At 40.9% G+C, this 23297-nt stretch carries 14 protein-coding genes and 2 rRNA genes (1 of these 16 running past the window's edge); 5 read left to right on the forward strand and 11 right to left on the reverse strand.

Annotated elements, in window-relative coordinates; translation table 11 throughout:
* Together BFP97_RS00140 and rrf are read left to right on the forward strand one after the other, a co-directional pair.
* A 23S ribosomal RNA gene (locus BFP97_RS00140) occupies positions 1 to 157 on the forward strand (it extends 2734 nt beyond the left edge of the window).
* A gap of 157 nt (positions 158 to 314) precedes the next feature.
* Positions 315 to 426: ribosomal RNA gene (gene rrf, locus BFP97_RS00145) — 5S ribosomal RNA — on the forward strand.
* Positions 427 to 528: 102 nt separating this feature from the next.
* Here the strand turns inward: rrf and BFP97_RS00150 are convergent.
* The 5 genes from BFP97_RS00150 to BFP97_RS00170 are packed head-to-tail and all read right to left on the reverse strand — an operon-like array spanning position 529 to position 7745.
* A complete protein-coding gene (locus BFP97_RS00150; RefSeq protein ID WP_069840474.1) occupies positions 529 to 1788 on the reverse strand; it encodes a M16 family metallopeptidase in 1260 nt (419 codons plus the stop codon).
* Between the two features lie 3 nt (positions 1789 to 1791).
* On the reverse strand, positions 1792 to 2949 hold the full coding sequence (gene porV, locus BFP97_RS00155) for a type IX secretion system outer membrane channel protein PorV (protein ID WP_069844131.1): 1158 nt from the start codon (positions 2947 to 2949) through the stop codon (positions 1792 to 1794).
* Positions 2950 to 2980: 31 nt separating this feature from the next.
* Positions 2981 to 6358, reverse strand: coding sequence for a type IX secretion system sortase PorU (gene porU, locus BFP97_RS00160; RefSeq protein WP_317039303.1), 3378 nt, complete (start codon positions 6356 to 6358; stop codon positions 2981 to 2983).
* A 37-nt stretch (positions 6359 to 6395) separates the two neighbouring features.
* A complete protein-coding gene (locus BFP97_RS00165) occupies positions 6396 to 7109 on the reverse strand; it encodes a CDP-alcohol phosphatidyltransferase family protein (protein WP_069840476.1) in 714 nt (237 codons plus the stop codon).
* Positions 7110 to 7745 carry an MBL fold metallo-hydrolase gene (locus tag BFP97_RS00170; RefSeq protein WP_069840477.1) on the reverse strand — a complete coding sequence of 212 codons (636 nt, stop codon included), beginning with the start codon at positions 7743 to 7745 and terminating at the stop codon, positions 7110 to 7112. It lies immediately after the preceding gene.
* 76 nt (positions 7746 to 7821) lie between these two features.
* Between BFP97_RS00170 and BFP97_RS00175 the strand changes: the two genes are divergently transcribed.
* Genes BFP97_RS00175 through BFP97_RS00185 form a run of 3 tightly spaced genes read left to right on the forward strand, consistent with a single transcriptional unit; the run spans position 7822 to position 13154 of the window.
* Positions 7822 to 8874 carry an NAD(P)/FAD-dependent oxidoreductase gene (locus tag BFP97_RS00175; RefSeq protein ID WP_069840478.1) on the forward strand — a complete coding sequence of 351 codons (1053 nt, stop codon included), beginning with the start codon at positions 7822 to 7824 and terminating at the stop codon, positions 8872 to 8874.
* A 25-nt stretch (positions 8875 to 8899) separates the two neighbouring features.
* Positions 8900 to 12217 carry a hypothetical protein gene (locus tag BFP97_RS00180; protein WP_069840479.1) on the forward strand — a complete coding sequence of 1106 codons (3318 nt, stop codon included), beginning with the start codon at positions 8900 to 8902 and terminating at the stop codon, positions 12215 to 12217.
* A 55-nt stretch (positions 12218 to 12272) separates the two neighbouring features.
* Positions 12273 to 13154 (forward strand): YicC/YloC family endoribonuclease, encoded by an 882-nt coding sequence (locus BFP97_RS00185; protein WP_069840480.1) that lies wholly within the window; start codon positions 12273 to 12275, stop codon positions 13152 to 13154.
* 24 nt (positions 13155 to 13178) lie between these two features.
* On the opposite strand, the gene BFP97_RS00190 is transcribed toward BFP97_RS00185, so the two are convergent.
* From BFP97_RS00190 to sprA, 6 genes are all read right to left on the reverse strand, one after another.
* Entirely contained in the window at positions 13179 to 13856 is a 678-nt protein-coding gene (locus BFP97_RS00190; protein ID WP_069840481.1) for an energy transducer TonB, read from the reverse strand.
* 37 nt (positions 13857 to 13893) lie between these two features.
* Entirely contained in the window at positions 13894 to 14568 is a 675-nt protein-coding gene (locus BFP97_RS00195) for an energy transducer TonB (protein WP_069840482.1), read from the reverse strand.
* Between the two features lie 78 nt (positions 14569 to 14646).
* Complete coding sequence (locus tag BFP97_RS00200) at positions 14647 to 15321, reverse strand: energy transducer TonB (protein ID WP_069840483.1); 675 nt, start codon at positions 15319 to 15321, stop codon at positions 14647 to 14649.
* 23 nt (positions 15322 to 15344) lie between these two features.
* Positions 15345 to 15761: a VanZ family protein gene (locus BFP97_RS00205; RefSeq protein WP_069840484.1), complete on the reverse strand. Its 417-nt coding sequence runs from the start codon at positions 15759 to 15761 to the stop codon at positions 15345 to 15347.
* A complete protein-coding gene (gene gcvH / locus BFP97_RS00210) occupies positions 15751 to 16131 on the reverse strand; it encodes a glycine cleavage system protein GcvH (protein WP_069840485.1) in 381 nt (126 codons plus the stop codon). Before gcvH ends, BFP97_RS00205 begins: the two co-directional genes overlap by 11 nt.
* A gap of 53 nt (positions 16132 to 16184) precedes the next feature.
* Positions 16185 to 23240 (reverse strand): cell surface protein SprA, encoded by a 7056-nt coding sequence (gene sprA / locus BFP97_RS00215; RefSeq protein WP_139135128.1) that lies wholly within the window; start codon positions 23238 to 23240, stop codon positions 16185 to 16187.
* Between the last annotated feature and the right edge of the window lie 57 nt (positions 23241 to 23297).

Genomic DNA, 23297 nt, shown 5'->3' on the forward strand with positions numbered 1-23297 from the left:
GGGAAGAGATAAGCGCTGAAAGCATCTAAGTGCGAAACTCCCCTCAAGATGAGACTTCTTTATAAGGGACGTTATAGATGATGACGTTGATAGGCTGCAGGTGTAAAGGCAGGAATGTCAAAGCCGAGCAGTACTAATTACCCGTAAACTTTCCGTAGGCCACCTACTGACTTGTTCAGTAGGTGGCGCCAAACACTTTTTTGTGTGATACTCTTACAATTAATATGTCACTGTTAGTGATAAGGTATAAGGATAAAGATTTAAGGTGAGCCTTAAGACTTAATCCTTACCCCTTAAAACTACAGTTAAGATTTTATGGTGATTATAGCGGTGGGGTCCACCTCTTCCCTTTCCGAACAGAGAAGTTAAGCCCACTTGCGCTGATGGTACTGCCTTTACCGGTGGGAGAGTAAGTAGTCGCCAGATTTTTATTAAAAACCCTTATCCATAACAGATAAGGGTTTTTTTATACCCAATATTCAGATAAAACCAGTGGCGAATGAAACGGTAAAGAAGAGAGAAGGTAGATTAGGCTCCAGCCACACTGAGCGTTAAGGAGTTGGTTTTCAAATACTGAATGGCCGTTTCCATCAAAACTTCAGCTGAGATACCCTTGATAGATGACACATAGCGACTATAGAAACTGTGATCAATACCTTGAGAGTGCAGGGTCTTGAACTTGTCTATTTGGGCGAAAGGGGAAGAAAAAGAGTTTAGAAAAACTCCGATCATGTAATTCTTCACGGTATCTAGCTCTTCATTACCTACAAGATCAGATTGCAGAAGTTGAATTTCTTTAAGGACCTCATCAATAGTCTCCTGCTCATTCTCCTTATTCACATCTGTGCCGATAAGAAAGTAACCGTCATGAAGAAGAGAGTACAGATTTGAATGAATACCATAAGTAAAACCCTTTTCTTCACGAATATTCTTCATTAAACGTGAGCCAAAGAAGCCACCTAATAGCTCATTCAGAACAATGAATTTGAAGTAGTCGGGATTAGCACGATTGAAAAGACGTTTACCCAACTTGATTGAGCTCTGGACGAATTTTGGGTTTTTATAAGAACTATCGACAGCTTTATCAACAGGGCTTGAAATGTCAGGAGTCTGTTTAGAACCGGTAAACGGCTGAAGATATCTCCCAATTAGTTCTTCGAAGTTACTTGGTAGATCACCAGCTATATACACATCAAAGTTCTCAGTGTGATTCTTATGGAAGTTTGTAATGTCGTCAACAGTAACAGATAAGAGCTGAGTGGTCTGCAAGTGCCTTCCATATGCATGTCGTGAACCGAATAGACTCTTGCGAAGATTGATGGACGATATATAACTGCTCTTCTCAAGGTTTGTCTTCAGTTTATCAACTTCGCGATTCTTTAGCTTGTCTAAGCTGGTGTTTGAGAAGTCTGGCTGATAGACGAGTTCTGATAGTATTTGAAGGTTTTCTTCGAAATACTTTGCGAGGCCATAGATGGAAATAGTGGCATAATCGAACCCTGGATTTATTTCCAGAAAACTCCCGATAGAATCAACTGCCTCAGCGAGTTCTGCACCAGTTTTTGATTTTGTCCCTTCATTTAGGAGCCGAACAGCCAATTGAGATAGGGCCGAAGTCTTTGAATACAACTGACTTCCCTTGGTCAGAAGTTCAATTTTAAATGTACCCGATCCCTGATCAAGATATGAGTGCGTATCTATTCCATTAACTGAAACCGATCGAATAATTGGTAAATCAACATCAGTCACGTCATGTACTAAAGGAGGAATCGTACGATCGAGAATCATGGACTAGTTGTCGTCTGAAAGGCGAGATAAATCCAAGATAGCTCCGAAGCGGAGTGTCTCAGCGAGAGGGTGCTCTTGGAATTGAGGTACAAGGTATGAGAAGTTGAACTCAAGCTTGTCTACTTTAAAACCTAAGCCAGCTGTAAAGTACTTTCTATTCCCTTTATTTCTATGCTCATAGAAGTACCCTGCGCGAATGGCGAAGGTTTCTTTATACTCATATTCCGCACCGAATGAAATGGAAACTTCTTGAAGCTCTTCGCTGAAGCCCCCTGGTGCATCACCAAATGAACCGAACATTCCTGCCAAAAGGGACTTGTCACGTTCTGAACCATCAGGCTGCGGTGTAGGAACCATCAACTTATTAAAATCTAATGCAAATGTCACTTTGTTATATGGGTCCAGGAATGAAGAAAGGGCAGAGCCAATCCTTAGGTTGGTCGGAATGAAATCCTCTTCATCAGCACTGTTATAAGAAATCTTTGAGCCTATGTTACTGATGGAAGCTCCATAGGAGAGTTGGGATTGTTTCTGAAAGACCATCAATTCGGACTTATAGTAAACCCCGATATCTGCTGCAATACTAGTTCCTGGTTTTGGGTCTGTAACAGGGCTGGTTGTGATATTACCTGAAAGGTTAGAATAGATATACCTTCCTGTGACGCCAACACTGAGTTTGCGGCTTAATTGTCTCGAATAGGTTGCCGACAAGGCAAATTCCCTGGGGGTAAAATCTCCAATTGAATTCCCCGCTCCATCTGTCAATTGAATATCTCCAAGATTGAAATAGGTTAGGGAAGCTCCGATCGCCTGTTGGTCGTCAAGTTTTTTGAATCCGGTCAAATAGGAGACCGACATATCATCAACAAACTTTTTAAGCCAAGGTGTAAAAGTGAGTCCAATACCTCCGTTTTTATTGATGAAGGCTAGTTTTGCTGGGTTCCAGAATGTAGAGTTTACATCAGGGTCAGTCGCAACACCTACATCACCCATTGCCCCAGAAACAGGATCTGGTGCAATTAACAGAAAGGGAACAGCAGTAGTTATTACGTTGATAGTTGTGTCCTGTCCGTTAATTCCAATGGAGTTTTGCGCACGCAAAGCAGGTGCAAGAAATAGGGACAAGATTAGAAAGGTGAAAATGCTTGCTCTAAGGCGCATGAAATTTTTGTTCAAAGATAGTACTATATAATTAATTTGAAATAATGAGTTTTTGGCGCTTGACTCCTGACTTTCCACTGGTTTTAGAGTAGATTTTGATAGCGTAAATATATATTCCTGGGTTGAGTTTTTGACCATAATTATTTGTGCCAGACCAAGGGACAGTGATTGTTTCTTCCGCACTTAATATTTCATTAAAAATCGCGGTAACTGGTTCTCCATTAGTATTTCTTATCTCAATCCCCACTTCGAGGTTTTCGCCCGACATCAAATGTTGAATACTAAAGTGTGTTTCTTCTCTAAACGGGTTAGGACTGTTTTTTATTACTGTGATGTTCGAAGTATTTTCATCAATGATTAAGTCTTGAGTAAGTATTGAAGAATTCCCATGCGTATCCCAAACTTTAATTTCAATTCTGTTGGGCCCAGGCTGCAGATTACTTACTTCAAAACTTAGGTGACCAAACCGAAAATCATCAAGGTCTGCATTATAAGAATCATTCAAGTTGTAATTGATAGAGTCATTGACATTAAGGTTAATGTGTTGACCAAGGCCGTTGCCTGAGATGTTGATACCACTTTCATCAAAAAGTCTTAGAATTAGGTTTATGTTAGGATCGTACTTCTCTTGTATGGTCTGTGTAGTATCATTAACAAATAGGTCGATAGTCGGGGGGATATTATCGACTACAAAGTCTTCAGCGGTACCTCCAATTACAAAGTCAACGGATGTACCAAGCGCATCAATTTGTGAGTTATTATCTATAGCATAGATAACCATTTTGCCATTTCCGAAACTATAATCAATGTTTTTAGGAACAATAAATTCCACTTGAAACGAGCCATTTTCAACCCGACCAGTTCCTCGAAAAAGCTCACTATCTCTTTCTAGATAGCTAAAGGAATCTCCATCACTTCCCAACGTCTCCTTATCATTCGCCTTGTCAAAAAGGCTAAAGCTTAATGTACCATTGAAGTTTGTGTCCACATCGTCATTTTCCAACACTCTTCCGTTTATAACCACACGTTGAAGTGCGCGAATAGTGTCACTGGCATTTGGAGTATTTCCGTTAATTTCTTCGATTTCAATGGTCTTATTAGGGTAGGACAAGCGCATGCTGGGGTCACCTAATAAAATAAAGTTCCTATTGAGACTACCACGCAAACTGTTGTTCTTGGTGAATTTGATGATGTCTCCTAATCGTTGATACTGACCGGATTCCTGTCGTAAGACTGAGCCGTACAACGCTGTGTTCAGGTCAAAGTTGGTACTTGAGAAAACGGGTCTTGCGGTAGTTACCATTGAAACTGCACCCCCAGTATTCTTAAAAAGAAGGTTTTCAGCTCCTGAGAAGGTATTGGGATCGTCATTTCGGCCAAATTCACAGGTCGCGGTGACAACAAATGGTAGACTAAAAGTATTCCTCCATTTTTCCATTAGGTCAAAGGTCAGTACCTGTTCCTGCATCCAGCCAGTTTCTGAACCATGGCCTGTGAAGTTAACAATGAGTGCACCCTCATTTACTGCATCAATAATAGCTTGTTCTGCGCTCGGAGAGGTTTCTCCGTTCGGTAACCTGATCTGTTCAAACGCATCGAGATATATCTTCTCGATACTAAAGTCAATGAATGTGGAGTCAATGAGTTGTGTCAGAGCATCAGCATCTTTTTGATGTCTGTTATTGTCTCCATCATCGGCAATAAAGACCAGCTTACTTCGCCAGTCTCCGAAGGCACGTTGATCCGTCTGATATAGTATGATTTTGTCAATGGCTCTTTTGGCTTGGGCATTACTGGTAGCCGGTATCCTTCCAATGCCAATATTCAATTCATGATCTCCTGCAGAAGACTCCACCCACTCACCTTCAGTGTTATCCAGAAACCCAAAGTAGTCGTCAGAAGAGTAGGTAAGTAGTGGGTGAATCGAGTTTCTTGATTCGTAGGTAGGGACTAAATTGGTGTTATTTTCGAGTCGATCTAGGTAATCATATGAGCCTTTGCCTAAGAAGAGTACATACTTCAAGTCCCCCAGGTCATATTGCCATTTGATGAAATCTCTAATGGCGGTTACATCCTGTCGACCTGAGCTAAATTCATTGTAAATTTTGTTGACTGTTGTCACTAAAACATTCAGTTGGTCATGGGACCTTCTAAAAGTTGCCAACCTTTCTGCTTGATCTAGCAGGCTTGAATGGGTGATGATGATAAAATCTGCCGATAGAGCTCCATGAAGATTTTGATTTTCAACTTCTTCAAATACCTCAGGTGATGGTAAGTTATTTGGGTCAAAGATGATGAATTCCTCGAGTTCGTTCGAAAAAGCGCCAAAACTCATTATGTCGTTACTGAAACTCGTGTTTTGTAGAGCCGTTTCTGTAGGTTCCGTTATCCTCCATACTTCAAGGTTGCTCGAGGCATTGGTCAGTTCATAAGTTGTTATCGCCTGATCGAGTGACTGGATGTTTCGGAATAGAATGGGGCTTCCATTGTAGCTTAATTCGGTTGGTATATTCAATAAGTAGTTATCCAAATAAGCTACAGCGTTGTTCGCACCAGATTGATCATATACCATTTGAAGCGTTAGGTTGCTCCCTGATATAGAATTTGATGGGACCTTATAGTTGCCCGATCGTGAATTACCCTTAATACCGTACTGAGTATTCGGGATGGCGCTGAAGTTAAGCTCTCCTATGTTGGTGGAATTGACTTCAATATCCATACTAGATGAGCTGAAGGATTGTGCGACAACATTCAGTGAAATATCAATTTCTTGATTGGGCGCAAGGGACGATATATCATGATTAAATGTCCGAGTATTCTGAGTGTTGAACTGCTCGCCTAGCCATTCGCGACCAGAACTTAGCAAATTGACTTCATCAACTTCGTGGTATATCAAACGATTATACCAATCAAGCTTGGGGTGATTAGTACCGAGATTGTCGAGTGTGTTTTGCCTCTTGGCATTCATATCCTTTACAGTAATGAAGTAATAGTTCTTTGTAGCATATAGGTTTTTGGTGACCTCAAAACTACCTGATTGCTCATCGTAGTTTGTGTTGTCGACTTGATCCACGTAAAAGAGAATAAAGTCGTTTTCATTGAAGATGCCGTCTTCTTCACCTTCTACCCTAATGGCATTTTCAACTAAGTCTGAGGGTCTATCTGTAGACAAAGACTGAGGAAGCATTCCTCCTGTGGCTCCATAAATGGCAATGTTGCGAGGGTCTAGTTCAGCTGGTGTAAATCCAAGTTCATTCAGGGTATTATGATCTATCTTATAGACCCCAGGTTCAGTGAATTCCATCTTTACCCACTTGCCTGAACTCAAAACGCTGTTGGTTTGGCCAAGGATGGATGTTGCCAGAAGCAGGCAAAATAGAAATGTTATGGTTGATTTTAGGTTCAGCAAATTCCTTTAGGGAAATAACTCTGAAAGATAACGATAATTAGCCTTCGCTATTGGAAGAAACCCCTTTGAAATAACTTGTAAAAGACAAACCAATGTATATGATCATAATATATGGAGCAGCATCATATTGCCACAGTATTATGAGAATAAGGGAGGTCAGTATGAGTAAAATCCTATCCCAATTGTCTATAAAACGGAGGTTTTCAAATTTGAAAGACATCATTCTAACAGGGGAAACCATCAGAAATGAAAAGAACAAGGCCAAAACCCCAATAGCCATCTCATTATCCGCTAAGTACTCCCCAAACCAAGTGGATTGGTGATATAAAATAATGGGTAAAACTGCTGCAAACAGGCCATGTGCAGTAGTTGAAATTCCTTTAAAACTGGTTGTTTGAGAATTGTCAGTATTGAATATCGCCAACCTTATAGCTGAACAGATAGGAACTAAAAGAAGCAAGAGACCCCAGCCCTCAAGTTGGACATATTGAGCATAAATAAATGTAGGAAGTACTCCAAAGGTGATCAAATCGGCTAAAGAATCAAGCTGCACTCCAAATTGTGAAGCTACATTTAGTTTCCTGGCCAACAAACCATCGAAAAGATCAAAGAAGGCTGCCGCAAAGATGAAATAATGAATGGTGGGTTCAACTGTCGGATCGCTTGTCAGGATCAAATGAATACCCAATACACCTAATGAGAGATTCATTAGGGTAAATAGGTTCGGTATGTTTTTCCTAAACCAGAGCATCTATCGGATTGCACAAAAAGGATTAGTGGCTTTTTCTTTTCCAATGGTTGTTGTCCCTCCATGACCAGAGTAAACAACGGTATCATCATCAAACTTGAAGAACTCGTTATGAATGCTGGCAATTAGCGTATCAAAATCTCCGCCTGGCAGATCAGTCCGTCCTATACTACCGTCAAAAAGTACATCTCCGCCAATGATAAAACCTTCCGAATAGAAAGCAATGTGGCCAGGTGCATGCCCTGGTACAAATAGAATGTCCAAACGCGAATCTCCGAAGCTGATACTCTCATCCGCCTTCAAAAGCTTGTCAGGAGATATGGCTTGATAATTTTGAAAGCCATAACTAGGGGCATAAGCTTCAACCGATCGTAGGGTATCAAGGTCCATTTCACCAATCCATAAAGGAACATTGAAGTGATTTTTCGCGAAGTAATTACCCAAGACATGGTCAATATGGCCGTGGGTATTCAGTATTAACTTCACTTCTAATCCATTGTCTTCGATATAACTAATGAGTTCTTGCTGTTCCCTTGGGTCATAACAGCCAGGGTCAATAATTACAGCTTCTTTGGTTTGGTCATGGACAACATAAGTGTTTTCCATAAATGGGTTAAAAGTGAAGGCTTTTACCTGCATAGCTTGAATTCGTATTCGGCTTAAATTTCATTTAATAAACCGCATTTATCAAAAATACTTCATTTAATTTCGCTCCATGCAGGTGGATTATTTGGTTGTAGGGCAAGGCTTGGCTGGAACGGTTTTTTGCGAACACGTACTCCGTTCAGGGAAAACGGTTTTAGTGATAGATGACCCGACACTCTCTAATTCTTCAAAAGTTGCAGCTGGCCTTTATAACCCCATTACTGGTCGAAAATTGGTTAAGACATGGAACTGCGATCCACTGTTTGAATATCTAATACCATTTTACCGATCATTGGAAGAGAAGTTGGGGCAGAAATTTCTTGTCGAGATGCCCATTTATAGACCTTTCCCTTCCACCGAAGTACTTAATGAATGGATGGGCAAAAGTGCCGAGGCTAGTTATGCTCCTTACGTTAAAGAAATAAAGAGTACTCCGAGTTTCACAGATGATATTAGCAACGACTGTGGTGGACTTTTGCTGAATAAGAGTGGCTATGTTCATACGGATAAGCTCATTAGCTGTTACCGAGAATACCTTAAAGCCGAAGGGTTGTTTCTAAATGATAAGTTCGACCATACGCAGCTTATTATCGAAGATGGGGGTATTAGGTATAAAGAAGTTAGTGCAAAACGCATTGTATTCAGCGATGGGAAGTCGGTTCAAAACAACCCCCACTTTGACTGGCTACCACTAAGACCTGTTAAAGGTGAACTTCTTTATATAAGGACAAATGCGGTTTTCGGTGTTATATATAACAAGGGGGTATTCGTAATCCCACTTTCTAATGGTATTTGTAAGGTGGGTGCCACTTATGACAATAAAAACCTTGAAGAAGCTATAACTTCTGAAGCCAAAGATGAGTTAGTTAATAAGCTGAAAGAACTGGTGAAATTCGACTTTGAGGTAATTGATCAAAAAGTAGGTATTCGACCTGCCACAAAAGACAGAAAGCCTTTTGTAGGCAGGCACCCAAAATTTAGTAACCTAGTAATTTTCAATGGGCTAGGAGCAAAGGGTGTTTCTTTGGCTCCATTTTACGCTAAACAACTACTAGCTCACTTAGAGCAGGGAGATGAATTGGATAAAGAGGTCAATATTGAACGCTTTTTTTCGTTATTTTAAAAATTCTTTGGGGATCGTCACTTCTATGAAAAAAGCCTTACTAAGATTGCCGGCAGTATGCCTGTTACTTCTATGCTTCTTGGCGAATCAATCGCTGAATGCACAAGCTTTTAAGGAAGAGTTCGGCAAGAATAGGGTTCAGTATAAGACTTTCAACTGGAGCTTCTACAGTTCGGAAAATTTTGAGGTTTATTATTATGGCAATGGTAGCACTATGGCCAATAGAACAATTGAATACCTCGAGGCCGAATTCAGTAAAATAACAGAGACCATAGGTTATTTCCCTTTTGCGAAAACAAGGGTGTTTTTATACAACTCTGTTGTTGACAAGCAACAAAGCAATGTTGGACTCCGGAGCAGTGACTTTACAGTTGGTGGACAGACAAATTTTGTCCAATCCCAAGTAGAAATAGCGAATACAGGTGACTTCGCATCGTTCAAGAAGAAAGTCATGTTCTCGATCACAGATATGCTCATACAAGAAATGCTATATGGCGGGAACATTGCTGAAATGTTTCAGAGCTCACTGACATCTCCAATCCCAGTATGGTTTACGGGCGGGATATCTAGTTTTATCGCTTATGGTTGGACAAAGGAGTCGGACGATGCAGTAAGGGATTTCATTGCTAATAATACTCAGAATAAGTTTCAGAAGTTAAGCCCACAAATGAACTTGTTGTTGGGTCAATCACTCTGGAACTATATGACCCAGCGATATGGTCAAAGAAGCATATCCAATATCTTAAATCTGGCCCGGATCATTCGTAATGAAGAGAACAGTATTGAAAGAACTTTGGGAGTTCCTTACAGTCAGTTTTTGGATGATTGGAGAGACTTTTATGAAACCACCAAGACTGTTATAAGCCAAGATACTCAAGTACCTAATTCGGATTATATCATTAGCGGCAAGAATAGATCCTCTGCTATTTTCACTGATGTTGCTTTCAATTCAAGTGGTAGTTATCTGGCATATGCTAAGATGTTGGATGGACGTTTCGAAATTGATGTAGTCAATACAAGGAGCCAGACTACCTCAAACATTTATAAAGCAGGTTTAAGACTAATCGACCAGGAAGTTGATCGTACATTGCCCCTTTTGAGTTGGGCGGATTCCACCACTTTAGGTATTATTTATGTCGAAGAAGGGTTTAATGTATTGGCTGTGAAGAGAATGGGAGTGAAGGGGGAACAAAAATTACGGATTCCACTCCTCTCTAATATTCAGAGTTTTGAATTTAAAGAAGGTGGCCGACAGGCTGTCATGACTGGTGACATCAACGGAGTTAGTGATGCTTTTCTTTATAACCTCGTGAGAGGCCAGGTCAGAAGAATCACTAATGATACTTTTGATGAGCGAGACATTTCGTATATCCCGGGTACAAATCAGGTCATTTTTAGTTCTAATAGAAAGTCCGATAGCGTCTTCGTTACAGGACCTTTGAGTCTGGATGAGGTGGATGATAATCAGTTTAATTTGTTCTCTTACGATTTAGACTACCCTGATAGCTCATTTAACAAGCTTACGAATGCACTTGCCTCTAATGTGAAGTCATTTGCTCCTAATACAACTGACGTTTATTATTTAAGTGATCAGCAGGGAATTCACAACATATTTAGATACAACGGTCTTGATTCCATTAGTACCCAGGTGAGTAATTTCTCATATGGCATTAAGGATTATTCTTACGACTACCGAAACCGTAGACTTGCTTATATATCCATTTCTGATGGAAAGGAAGGTGTTTTTTACCAGAGTTTTGATGGAGTGACTTCTACTTTTAGTTCTGTCACGCCAAGAAGGGCCCTGGAAGTAAGCAAGATATTAGCAGAACAAAGGAAAGCACGAATCGCTTCTGATCCTGCATTGGTGGATTCTATTCAAAACAGTATAGAGTTTACCCAAGTAAGACCACCAGAGCAAAAGCTTGATTCATTGAAGGCGGGGGCAATTGATACTGAGAACTATCAGTTCAACAGGAAGACTAAGGTCGATACGAGAGATTATCAATTTGAGAAGCCCAAAGACGATCCTACTACAGCCGGAAGGGGATTCTTGAATATCTATCAAAATAGTGAGTCAGAAGAACGCATTCAGGGGCCTAAGCTCTATGAAAACAGGTTCCAGACTGATAATCTCCTGACCACATTTGTCATTGATGAATTAAGGGCGTTTTCTCAGCTATTTGAGATTCAGATGAATGATTATCTTGAAAATCATAGATTACGTGGTGGACTTCTTGTGCCTATCAGTCTAAACCAAGGTTACGATATCTATGCTGAATATGAATACTTGAAGCATCGAATTGATGCAAAAGTGAAGTACTTCAGACAATCAATCGTAACAAGGGACAGAACAACTTTCTTAGATCAGCGCTATAATCTAAATCGTATCGAGTTGGGCTTTAGTTACCCGATCAATCCGCTTTTGAGAGTTGAAGCCAATCCTTTTTATACACAGACGCGATTTATTGATAGGGATTTTAGGTTGTTGATTCCTAATCCAGCGGTAAATCCTTCGCGTTTTAATGATGAGGCCAATGCGACCGCCTCTTACGTGGGATTAACCTCAACTTTAGTTTTCGATAATAGCGTTGTAGTGGGTACTAATTTACATGAGGGCACTAGAGCAAAGCTTACATTTGAAGCACATGGTGGACTTAATGCTGCCAGCAGAAGCTTCAATAATGTTGAACTGGATGTGAGGCACTATCAAAAAATCAACAAAGGTATTTACCTGGCTGCACGATTCTATTTTGGATCATATTTCGGTAAGGCTCCTAAACGGTATTATCTGGGAGGTATCGATAATTGGCTTTTCAATAGCACTCAGATTCGAGATCCTGAAACCGATGATTTGGCCTTTCAACCCCTTTTTACTTCAGTGGTGAACAACACTGGTGTCAACCCAAACAAGAGTGATATACTCTTTAACCAGTTTGTCAATCTTAGAGGCTATGATTATAACACATTCCAAGGGAGAAATGTGATGACTTTCTCTGGCGAACTTCGTTTTCCTCTTGATCAGCTTTTGATCAATAGCGATTTGAAGTCTAACTTCTTGAAAAATCTTCAGATCATTGGTTTCTATGATATAGGTTCTTCATGGGACGACTTATCACCTTTTGAAGAACGCAATAATCAGAACATTGAAGAGATCAGAACTGATGGTTCACCTTTTTCTGCCGTGATCAATAACTTCAGTAACCCTTGGCTACAGACTGCCGGAGTTGGTATGCGAACTATGCTGTTGGGCTTCTATTCGAGACTGGACTTTTCCTTCCCAATCCAGAATTTCTCTGTGCTAAGCCCTACTTTTCAATTATCTGTCGGATACGATTTTTAATCCTGTTTTATTAACGAGCTAATTCGTCTATTTTTACGCCCTAGACGAAAAATATATGCTAAAATCTATGACCGGCTTTGGCCGATCCAGGGGACAAAGAAGTGGTTACAATGTGACGGTTGAGTTAAAGTCATTGAACTCTAAGTTCTTAGACGCTCAAATAAGAATCCCAAAGAATTTTTTAGATAAGGAATTAGAGCTGAGAAGCCAATTGGCCAAAGGCTTGAATCGAGGTAAAGTGAGCTTGTCCATTGACTTAGTCAATGAAGAGGGAGGCGTAGATGCACAGCAGGTAAATGAATCCCTTTTTAAGGCTTACTATAGTGATTTTGAACGTTTGGCGGACGAGGTTGGAGCCGCCAAGGAAGATCTTTTTCGAATTGCATTGCACAGTCCAGACGTTCTAATCCCTCAAATGGAAGATGAGGAGTTACTGAAGGAGCAGTGGGGTTTTATTCAGGAGCATTTTCAACAGGCGATAAAGGCAATAGATGAATTCCGTATGCAAGAGGGAGCCACACTTGAGAAGGAATTGAAAAACTATATCGCCAATATTGACACGTTTTTGAAAGAAATAGCTGTCCATGATCCTGAACGAGTACTCGTGATCAAAGAACGGATTCAAAAGCATCAACAGGAACTATCTACCTCAGATATATTCGATGAAAATCGGTTTGAGCAGGAAATGATTTATTATATCGAGAAGTTCGATATCAGTGAAGAAATTGTCCGTCTTACTAATCACCTGTCTTACTTCAATGAGGTTATTGGGGAGAAGGATTCCCAAGGGAAGAAGCTGGGCTTTATCTCTCAAGAGATAGGTAGAGAGATTAATACCATTGGCTCTAAGGCCAACTACGCACCTGTACAGAAGTTGGTAGTCAATATGAAAGATGAGCTAGAGAAGATAAAGGAACAGTTGTTGAATATTATTTAAAGAAGGAGCCTTAAGGCTCCTTTTTTATTTGAGTTTAAAGGTGATAAATAATGTCATAGGTGACTTGACAGGCACACCACGCTGTTTACCAGGGTTCCATTTAGGAGATTGCTTCAGAACCCTGATGGCTTCTTGGTCACATCCATTTCCTATGCCTCGAAGCACTTCTATATCAGATAGATTGCCTTCGGTATCAACATAGAAACTGAGGAAGACCCTCCCTTCGATGCCGGCTCTTTTTGCGCGTTTTGGGTACTTAAAATTCTTTTTTAAATATTTCATCCATGCTTGGCTTCCTCCAGGAAAGGAAGCTTGTTCTTCGACTATTAAAAACTCCCTCACTGCCTTTTCGGGTGGCATTGGAGGCTCTTCAGCGACCATTGGTATTATATCTTGAATGGGCTCAGGCGATGGCTCGAGAATCTTACGCGTGTCAATCCTGGGTACTTCTGATATGACCATAGCTTTAGGAAGTTTGGGCTTAGACAGCTGTGGCTTTTTCGGCTGATCAAACTCGGTAATGGGAATAGGAGGTATGTAGGTATCAAATGGAAAGTCTGGTACTGGTAACACTTCAGGTTGATAGCTAGACCTGATATTGAAGGTCATTGAGACCAGAAGGGTACTTATAACAAGTCCTATTGTAAGTAATAATGGTCTGTGAAGGTTATAGTCAATGTTTCGATTCTTTTTGATTTCCATAACTATTTATTTAGTTCATACATATAAAAAAAATGGACTATCTCAGACTAAAGACTACGCGTATGGTCATCCGAGATTTTACAGCTCTTCCTCTTTGTAAGCCGGGGTTCCACATTGGAGATAAACCGAGTACTCTTGCAGCTTCTTCGTCACAACCGCCTCCCACTTCCCTGATCACTTCTATATCCGATATCATTCCTTCCTTGTTTACCACAAATGATAGCATGACGGCACCACTTAGATTCATGCGTTGTGCTTGCCTAGGATATTTGAGGTTGTCTCTGAGAAACTTTCTCCAAGCTTTCTGTCCTCCAGGGAATGATGCTTGCTGCTCAGGAAAGAGCACAACTGTTTCTGCAATTTCCTCGTCAGGTTCTGGCTCAAAAACGACATCATCAATTTCAGTGTCCTCTGTGATATCTACATCTATGTCAATGTCAATTTCCTCATCAATCTCCTCATCATCTGGAATATCAATGATCTGAAAGTGTTTGACTTTGGGAGGGTCCTTGGGAGGTTGCTCAGTTTGTGGTATTTCTAGTATATCAGGGAAGTCATCATCTAATGTTCCTAAGTCCATTAAATCACCCATGCTAGTATTTTTCCATTCGAAGGCGGCAACTGTTATGCTTAGGCTGATCACAAGGCCTATCATCATAAATAGGGCTGACTTACGTGAAAGATCGGCTTGTATTGTTTTCTTTCTTTCCATAGCTGTATTTTTAGTTTAATAACTAATAATTTAGTTATACAATTTAAAATAAAGACCCAACTCTGTGGGCCCTTAATATTATTTAAGTCTAAATACGATTCTTAAAGTCATTCGCTGAATAACAGCTTTTCCTCTTTGCTTACCTGGAGTCCATTTTGGAGATGCTTTTAGCACTCTAACAGCCTCTTCATCGCATCCGCCACCAACTTCTCTGATCACTTCAATATCAGAAATGGTTCCGGTTCTGTCTACGATAAAAGAAAGGTAAACATTACCCTCAATACCCATTCTTTTAGCTTGCTTAGGGTACTTTAGGTTTTTTCTAAGAAATTTATTCCATGCTCCCGGTCCACCAGGAAAAGCAGCGTCTTCTTCAACAACCAAGAATACCTTATCGGCTTCTTCTTCTTCTGGTTCTTCTTCGAAAACAATTTCTTCTACCTCAGTCTCTTCAGTAATTTCAACGTCAAGATCGATTTCAATCTCTTCCTCGATTTCTTCTTCGTCAGGGATCTCAATAATTTGAGGTTGCTTCACTGGCGGTGGCGGTGGAGGTGGTTGCTCCGTAGGAGGGATTTCCGTTAGTTCTTCAAAATCGTCATCTGCCATTCCCAAATCCATCAACTCACCTTCATCGTATTGCTTATACTCAAAGGCCATTAATGTGATTCCGAGGCTGACAATCAGACCGACCATGATAAACATGGTTGACTTCTTGTTTACGTCCGCTTGCGGAGTCTTTTTGGCTTCCATAATTTTCGGGTTAGATTTTAAAACTATAACATTAGTTTATAAATCGCAAACTTATTTTTGTTAAATATATAAAAAACTAATACACCAAAAATAGCCCCTACGACATTTGCGATTAAATCGTACAAATCTGTTGATCGGCCAGGTGAAAAATTCTGAAGAAATTCTAACCCAGTACTATAAACTATACTTATAGTTAACGATCGGGCTAGCAAAGATGTTTTAGTTTTGCCTAAAAACTTAGTTTTGAGTCCTCCAAATAGTAAAAGCGCACTGAGTAAAGCAAATACGCCTATGTGGGCCAATTTATCGTAAGAAAGTAATTTTGATTCTGGAAAGGACTCTTGAGGCAATAGCATCAGAAAAGCCAATATTAATGCCCAAATTATTGCAGGCATTAAGTACAGCCAATTTTTCTGTCCAGTCTGGATATTATCCTCCAATATGAGCTTGATAAGATTCAGCTGCCATTAGGTTCTCAACCTCGCTGGCATCACTGATTTTTATCTTGATCATCCAACCATCTTCGTAAGGACTCTCGTTAACAGTTTCAGGACTGTCTTCCAGGTTCTCGTTGAACTCAACAATTTCTCCAGAGAGAGGCATAAAAAGATCTGATACTGTTTTTACCGCCTCTACAGTACCGAACACTTCGCCTGCATCAATGGTTTCTCCTTCAGTTTCAATTTCGACATAAACAATGTCTCCTAATTCGCCTTGAGCGAAATCGGTGATGCCAACTGTGGCGATATCACCTTCTACTTTGATCCATTCGTGATCTTCGGTGTATTTGAGTTCTGATGGTATATTCATAATCTGGATTTTCTAGCGCCTCAAAAATACACGCTTTCATGAGAATTGCAGAATTATTGAGACAAATTGAATTGAATTCTCCCACCAAAGGAAGTTCTGGCATTTAAGAAACTGGTTGACACTCTTGGGTCGTTAACATTTCTATCAAAATAGAGTGTCAATTGAAGGGCTTGGCTGATATTATAATCAAGTGTTGGACTGAGTCTGAAAATCCGAATTCCATCTGTCACAATTGTTGATTCTCCAATCCTTCTTTGAACGGTTTTGCTATCGCTAACCGTGAATAGCATATTGAATCGGAGTTCGTTCGGCAAGCTCTCTTTTCGTCCATTAATTCGGAAAGGTATTTTTACACCTGTCTTGGCAAAGCCTACATTCAGTTGAAGCGCATTTGAAGTGAGTTCTGTCACCTGAATGTTGGATAGATTCAGCGCGATGTTACGTTCTCTAGAATAGTCGAAACTTAGATCCCAGTTGCCTTTAGTTTTGACCTGAAGTCCTAGGAATGGTGCCATTGTTTCTGATAGCACCACTTGTTGTGCCAGGTAGACAGGTACGAGAGCACCGTTTTCATTAAACTGGTTGGCAAGACCTGCATCTGTTACACTATTGTCCAAGGTAAGTCCCAGCGTATAAAGTGGAGAGTTGACATAGTTGCTGACATCATATCTACTGGCATAGGAGTGGGACAAGTTAATGCTGGTAAAAATCTCGCTTAAGGCTTTAATTTTTGAAAGCCCTCTGTAGTTCAAACTCCAATTTGGAATAGGGAATTTTGGAAATGGACTGGTATTGACGGTTTCTGGATCTTTACCACTATATGCAGCCACAAAAGCAGGGATTACCACTTCTTGAGAATTTATGTCGTACGTGCCAGCTTCATTCAGCAGGTCAAGTCTGTCTTTGACAACAGACCTGTAGTTTTCAAAATTGGCAAACAAGGGAGATTCGTTGTCATCATTGTCCTTCTCGAATGCTGTTTTCAGCATGATATATGAGACGTTATAAGTCCCTGATCTATTAGGGTTCACGCTAATGAATGCGTCAGCATCAGCGTCATTCCTGAATATCTCCTGATAATTCTCTGTGAATGTCTTTCGGCCGGTTAGATTTATTCTGAAGTCCTGAAATGGCTCAACTGCGGCATTGTAGGAAAATACTGTAGCCCTGTTTTGGCCAAAGGGAGTAGTAAGAAACTCACTTGGTGCATATTGACCGTTTCGTACTAGCCTGTCTCTAATACCTGGGTCTTGTCCACCTAAAATAAAGCCAAACCCTGGGTTGGAGAAATCCCGATCGAGGCCAAATAAGAATACGTCTGGCATATATCCGGGGAGTACTGTGCCCTCAGATTTATTATAATTGAAGTCAATACTTCTGATTGACATCAATGTCCTCAAGAAGCCTTTTACAAATGGGATTTCTGTCAGAGGTTTTCTAGTCTTCACTGTGTCTGGAGCTGTATTGACGGATCGCGCCCTTGATCTACTCCGTTGGGGTGAATTTATTTTCTTCAGAGCACCGATGTTATTATATAGACTGACTAAATCCAGTTTACCGCTGAGTGTAAATTCACGTGTGTTATTGGCGTTATTACCCAGTGTGTCTCTTTGTCCAATGGCTCCAGCCTGCCAATTGAATGTCGCATTGTAACCAAGGTCCGCACTGATCCATTCTGTGAGTGGAATTTTATCAAAGGGTAGGGTGTAGGTGGCAGTTATATTATGATTAAAGTCTTTAATTCTTCCGAAGCTTTTCAGGTTATTCCAAACCGAATCGCGTTCGGCTTCGGTATCCAGGTCACCCTCTGGTTCATCTATAATCGCTCTGGCATTTGCCGTATAATCTAGTGTTATGCGCTCTGCCAGATTCCAATTCAAAGCATAAGCGCGATCCATAGTAAATGACTTTTCGAAGTACGGATCAATTCCTTCGATGCCTAACTCTGCATTTCGGAGCTGAGTTCTAAGGAAACTCCTGTTCAAATTGGCACTGACGATAATCGAATTTGGTACGGGATTGAAATTGAAATCCTTGATGAGCTTTAACCACTTGGAGTTTAAAAAGTCAACATTTTTGAATGGTTGAATATTCACTTCCTTCGGTTGGTAGGCATAGTTAACCGCACCTCGATAATTTCGATAGTCATAAGAAGCTGTATTGATATTGCTTCGGGTTACTTCATTGTAAGCGTAGGTGAAACTGAAGTTTTCAATGTCATATGGCATTGCTGGTTTCTCTGTCGTACGTTTCTTCCGAACATTTGAGAAGTTCAAACTTCTTCGGTTAGAAACGTCAACCACTTTGTCGAAATAGTCATCTCTTTCTTCCTCGGTGTCAAATGAGTTAAGTACATCGTCCAAGGGTAGGTCTGGATCTAGTGGATCGAATTGTGGTACTGATCGTGATCTTTCAAAACTGAAAAAGGCTGGTATTTCCAAGCCCCAGTCCTCAGGGAAGAACTTGTGTAGATTCAGCCTTGTGGATACGTCATACTGGGTAGTGCGCTCTCTGCTTCTGTCAGAAATCTTATCCGAGATCGCTCCAAAGCCAATGGATGAGTGACGTAGGGAAGCCGAAACATTTCCTAAGTCAGCCAACTGTGCGTCTAATCTCGCGTTGGCAGCAAAGCCTGATTTGCTATCGAAATCGGTAACTCTTAGCTCGTTTGCCCATAAGAAGAAGGTCTTCGGTTCTGAGTCCACAGAACTTGGGTTTCTCATACCGATCATTAATGTTTGGACTGTGCTAAGATCAGGTCTGCCCACAACGGTAATGTTATATCGACCTACTTGTTCTGTAAATGGAAGGCTCAGGTTGGCATTTGATCGATTTCGATTGGCTTTAACCTCGTAGAGACTGCTGAAAGCCACATCTATTTCATTTTCTTCTGGCCAGATTTCTCTTGGCGATATTTGTCCATCTAAGGTCATGGTCAATGGTACTTCAATCTCATAATAGTTTTCTGTGAAGTCTGTACCGAGTCGCAAGAAGGCTGTCACTTCACCGGGAGCAATTTCATCAGGGCTATCCGCATGCAGGAACATCTTGAGTCTACCGTAATTGACCATGTCCTGACTTACATTCTTGAATACCGCTCTGGCATCCCGATCACGAAGATTCTCAACACTTAACTGAAGGGACTGCTCATTTCTTCTTCTCTGAACTGCTGAAGTATTGTCTCTATCGCGGATGATACCAGGAGGTAATACATATGGCGGTCTGCCTTGGCCACCCAGACTGTTCTCCTCAAAGCCGACTACAGAAACGGTGAAGTTGGGATCAGAAGGTTCTGGGATTTCAAACAGTCCTTTCTCAAAGAGACTTTCATTAAATATTCTCCATTGACTTCCCACAAGTCTGAAATTTACCATCCTCATCACGATCGGTTCAGAAAAGTCTGTGAGGTAAGTTCTTAGATATCGTACTGACTTAAATCCATTAATATTTCCTTGAACACGATCCGGTTTTCTAACGGGAATTCTGAAAAGATACCAATCAACGTCATCACCATTGACTGATCTCGTGATCTTATCAACCACATTATTTCTTCCGACCTGTAAGGCTCCTGGTCTTAAATCAATCTCATATTCATAATACTCTTCCAAGTCAGCAAGTGTGTTATCTCGGTTGAGGTCTTCGTTGTCTGGTAGGTTAGAATTTGATGGAGTAAATAACTGGCTTCCAGCAGAAATAGGACTGTTACCCTCCATTCCATTGAATCGCTTGTATCGTTCTAGGATTTTTGCGTCTGCCGCATCAAATTCATCCCCAAGGTAGTAGCGAAAATTGTCGTTTGAAGGATCGTCAAGAATCGCTTGTCTGGCTTGAGGACTTAGATTTAGGGCATTAAGATAGTCTTGAAAGAATGTCTGTTCCTCAGTGGTTTGAATTCCATCTAGACCAACATCCTGGTTTGTCCTGGCCTCAGCCGTATTGTCAAAAGCTGGGTTCAGATAAGGCTGTCGGGTTACGCGGCCCCATTCGTTGGTTATCACATCATCAGGATCAGTTGAGCCATCGGTAGGCAAGCCTTGCTCGAATGCATGACGTTCATCGCGCATAACATCTTCAGAAATACTTCCTAGGTTAAACCTTAACTTTCCTCCAGTGGTGTTGGCTCTTGGCGTATTGATACCGTCATCAATAAGTCCTCTAGGGTTGTTGAGGTCTCCATTAGTAACATTAATGAACGGATCCATCATCCAGAATTCAATGTATTCGATATTCGTTTTATCAAAGTCTACCTCATTAGTGATTGCTCTGGTAATCGCTCCATAGTTTTGCTCCGGGTTCGGTAATGATCCATCATTGTTAAGGTTTGGATTATAGTTGTACATGCCTCTTTCGGAAGGGTAGTAGGCAATATCTAGGGTAGGTTCGTTGACGATGATTTGTTGTGCATCTCGATTGATCACCTCATTTTGACCGACAGATCGGACATAGTGGTTCTCTAAATCTTCAGGTGTAATGTTTTCTGGCCTGGCACGACCAGTTGAACGGTAGAAAACATTGTCTACAGTATACCAGGCAATCTTTGCTCGCCTATAATTTGCGCCAAGTCTATCAGGTGTTTGACTGGAAAGATCAAAACGATTGTCATCTGTTTTTGGTGTTGCCCCTAGGCGCCAAGCCTGAACGCTACTAAGGCTAAAAGGGGTGACCGTGGCTTCGAAATCATCAATGTATGAGGTGCCTTCACCATCTACTTGATTTGAAGTGCCGGGGATCAATTGGGCGAACTCACCGCTAAAGGACAATTTGGAAGGTGCCTTGGTATCAATAAATGGCAATGCATCTACTAATTTGGTTAACAGTCTGGAGTCATCACTGTAGTTCACGTCAAGCCCCCACATGGTATTACTGACCGGTTCATTACCAATTCCGATACGAGTAATTTGAGGCCTTTCATTTAAGTGCATTAAAGTGAGTCCTACGTTGGTTCTTTCATTATAAACATAGTCGAACCTGGCACCTAGAAGGTTCCTGGCTTGAAAATTAAATAGGTCAGCCTTTTCATAGGTCACCCTAATTTTCTTTCCAGAATTGGCTATCGATGGGTTGATGATGGTGACTTTTCCCTGAGCATAATCCACCTGATAGTCTTGGCCATCAACAAGAGGGGTGCCTCCTGCGGTAACCACAACACTGCCCTCAGCCACTTGAAAGGCGTCTAGCTTAATTTCGCTAGCGGAACCTGATTGCAAGCTTCCTTTGATGAAAAACTTATCCAGACGAGAAACGAGTTGAGCATCGGCCTTGGTCGTTCGATAGAGCGTATCAAATACATATTTCTCCCTAAGGAATTGTTCACTAGGTAGAAATTGTTCATCCAGCGTACGACCAAAAGGTTCTAGTTTTGGGAATATCATATAACCCCCGTCTGGATTGATGGTGATACCTTCGACATAATCGAAATTGCCGTCTTTCTGGGGGTCTCCGTTTTGATTAAGCCTATCTAAGCCCATGATTTCTATCAATGGGATATCTTTTGTGTTTTGACCCTCGTGTAAACTAGGATTGTCGATGCCAGTATCATCATCTCTATAGATCACTCTGAGCTGGAATGATTGTCTATCGATTTGAGCAGCATTGAGGTTGTAGATATTTTTCATCATCAAATCCCAGGTGGGTACTTGGGTATTGATTTTATTCGGTCTCAAAAGTTTGAGAAAGATTACCTCGTCCTCTGACCTATTCTGATAGTCTTCTGTGAGCTCACCCACCTTGAAGTTTTGACCTCGGAAATTATACTCGTAAGAAACGGCAAGCACTTCATCGTTTTGAAGCTGTCTGTTTAAAGAGATGAAACCCAATTCTCTATTGAATGTATATTCGGCAGGATCGAGTTTTCGAGCTCCAGTCACTCGCTCAAAGTCCTGACCTTTTTCCAAACCTTGACTTTCAAGTAAGCTACTTACCTGATCGGCCTGTCGGAGATTAGGATTGTTTTGCAAATTTTGGAATAGACTGTTAGCACTATTGCTTGTAGGAGCGTTATTCGCACCACTTCCGACAAAGGGATTCCCATTTTGGAATACATCACCTTCACCCAAATCCATAAATCCTACAAAGTTTCTTAAGGTTTGCGTGTTATTCGATCGATTGAGAATATAGATTTCTACTCTGCTAATTTGAATACCTGAGATAATGGAGGGTATGCTTTGGTTCCAGTTTTCGTAGTTATTGCGAAAGAACTGGCCAAGGAAGAAGTGCCTGTTCTCATCATAGTCCGATGCTCTAATTTCAAATTCGCTCCGCTGAACTCCACCATCTATTTCAATGGATTCGGAGCTACCTCGCTGAGAGGCGGCTAGTACCGTGGCGTAAAGTCTGCCGAACTGCAATTGGGTTTTGAAGCCAAATAGATTTTGTCCTCCCTGAATTAGACTGTTGGCGATCGGCATACTCACATTACCGATTTCTAGGGATTTAATAATGTCTGATTCCAATCCGCTAAATTCTACTTTCAGTTCATTCTCAAAGTCAAAGGAGTTATTGTTATCAAAGTTGGCATTGAGCCTTAATTTAGAACCTATGGTACCTTGGAGACTCATTTGGATGTTCTGATCAAATTCAAAAGTTCCATTCCGCTGTTGTCTGATAGGAATGGCCGGATTATCTACTCTTTGAAACCTTCCTCCAAGATCTAGTTGCACAAAGCCATTGGTATTGATGAGTATTTGATCTCCTCCAAAAAGCCTATCAAAGAATGGGTTTAGTGCAATAGGAGGGATAAGTTGGCCTCTATTACTGATGGCACTTTCCCCATCTAGCGCTTTTGATTTTTCTCTAAAGAAGTTTCTATTTCCTAGTTGAAGTGACTTTTGTACCGCTTGATTAAATGGGACAAGCGTAGGAGGGCGGTAGAGTGAGCCTCCAATTTGCTCACTAAAAATGAGATTCTTGCCGGTATCCAGGGCAATATTCTTCTTAAGATGACTTCCGCCATTAAACCATAGAGGAGATCTCAGTTGTGGTCTGAATAATGGGTCACCCAAAGGGTAGATGGACCTGTATTTCGGATAAGGTGATTTTACATATTTGCTGGTATCCGATTTTGCCTTGGTTGTGTCCTGTGTTTGTAAATCACGGGCATAGGTTGGCATGCAAATGCTGGTAAGCATCACTCCAAAAAATATGAGGACTAATATTTTCCTACGTTG

This window comes from Roseivirga sp. 4D4 (assembly GCF_001747095.1).
Classification (GTDB): domain Bacteria; phylum Bacteroidota; class Bacteroidia; order Cytophagales; family Cyclobacteriaceae; genus Roseivirga.

What these genes read in the sequence shown, in the direction of transcription:
- BFP97_RS00150 (WP_069840474.1), bottom strand. Translation starts at nt 1,788, where the DNA reads ATGATTCTCGATCGTACGATTCCTCCTTTAGTACATGACGTGACTGAT.
- porV (WP_069844131.1), bottom strand. Translation starts at nt 2,949, where the DNA reads ATGCGCCTTAGAGCAAGCATTTTCACCTTTCTAATCTTGTCCCTATTT.
- BFP97_RS00165 (WP_069840476.1), bottom strand. Translation starts at nt 7,109, where the DNA reads ATGCTCTGGTTTAGGAAAAACATACCGAACCTATTTACCCTAATGAAT.
- BFP97_RS00170 (WP_069840477.1), bottom strand. Translation starts at nt 7,745, where the DNA reads ATGCAGGTAAAAGCCTTCACTTTTAACCCATTTATGGAAAACACTTAT.
- BFP97_RS00175 (WP_069840478.1), top strand. Translation starts at nt 7,822, where the DNA reads ATGCAGGTGGATTATTTGGTTGTAGGGCAAGGCTTGGCTGGAACGGTT.
- BFP97_RS00180 (WP_069840479.1), top strand. Translation starts at nt 8,900, where the DNA reads ATGAAAAAAGCCTTACTAAGATTGCCGGCAGTATGCCTGTTACTTCTA.
- BFP97_RS00185 (WP_069840480.1), top strand. Translation starts at nt 12,273, where the DNA reads ATGCTAAAATCTATGACCGGCTTTGGCCGATCCAGGGGACAAAGAAGT.
- BFP97_RS00190 (WP_069840481.1), bottom strand. Translation starts at nt 13,856, where the DNA reads ATGGAAATCAAAAAGAATCGAAACATTGACTATAACCTTCACAGACCA.
- BFP97_RS00195 (WP_069840482.1), bottom strand. Translation starts at nt 14,568, where the DNA reads ATGGAAAGAAAGAAAACAATACAAGCCGATCTTTCACGTAAGTCAGCC.
- BFP97_RS00200 (WP_069840483.1), bottom strand. Translation starts at nt 15,321, where the DNA reads ATGGAAGCCAAAAAGACTCCGCAAGCGGACGTAAACAAGAAGTCAACC.
- gcvH (WP_069840485.1), bottom strand. Translation starts at nt 16,131, where the DNA reads ATGAATATACCATCAGAACTCAAATACACCGAAGATCACGAATGGATC.
- sprA (WP_139135128.1), bottom strand. Translation starts at nt 23,240, where the DNA reads ATGCCAACCTATGCCCGTGATTTACAAACACAGGACACAACCAAGGCA.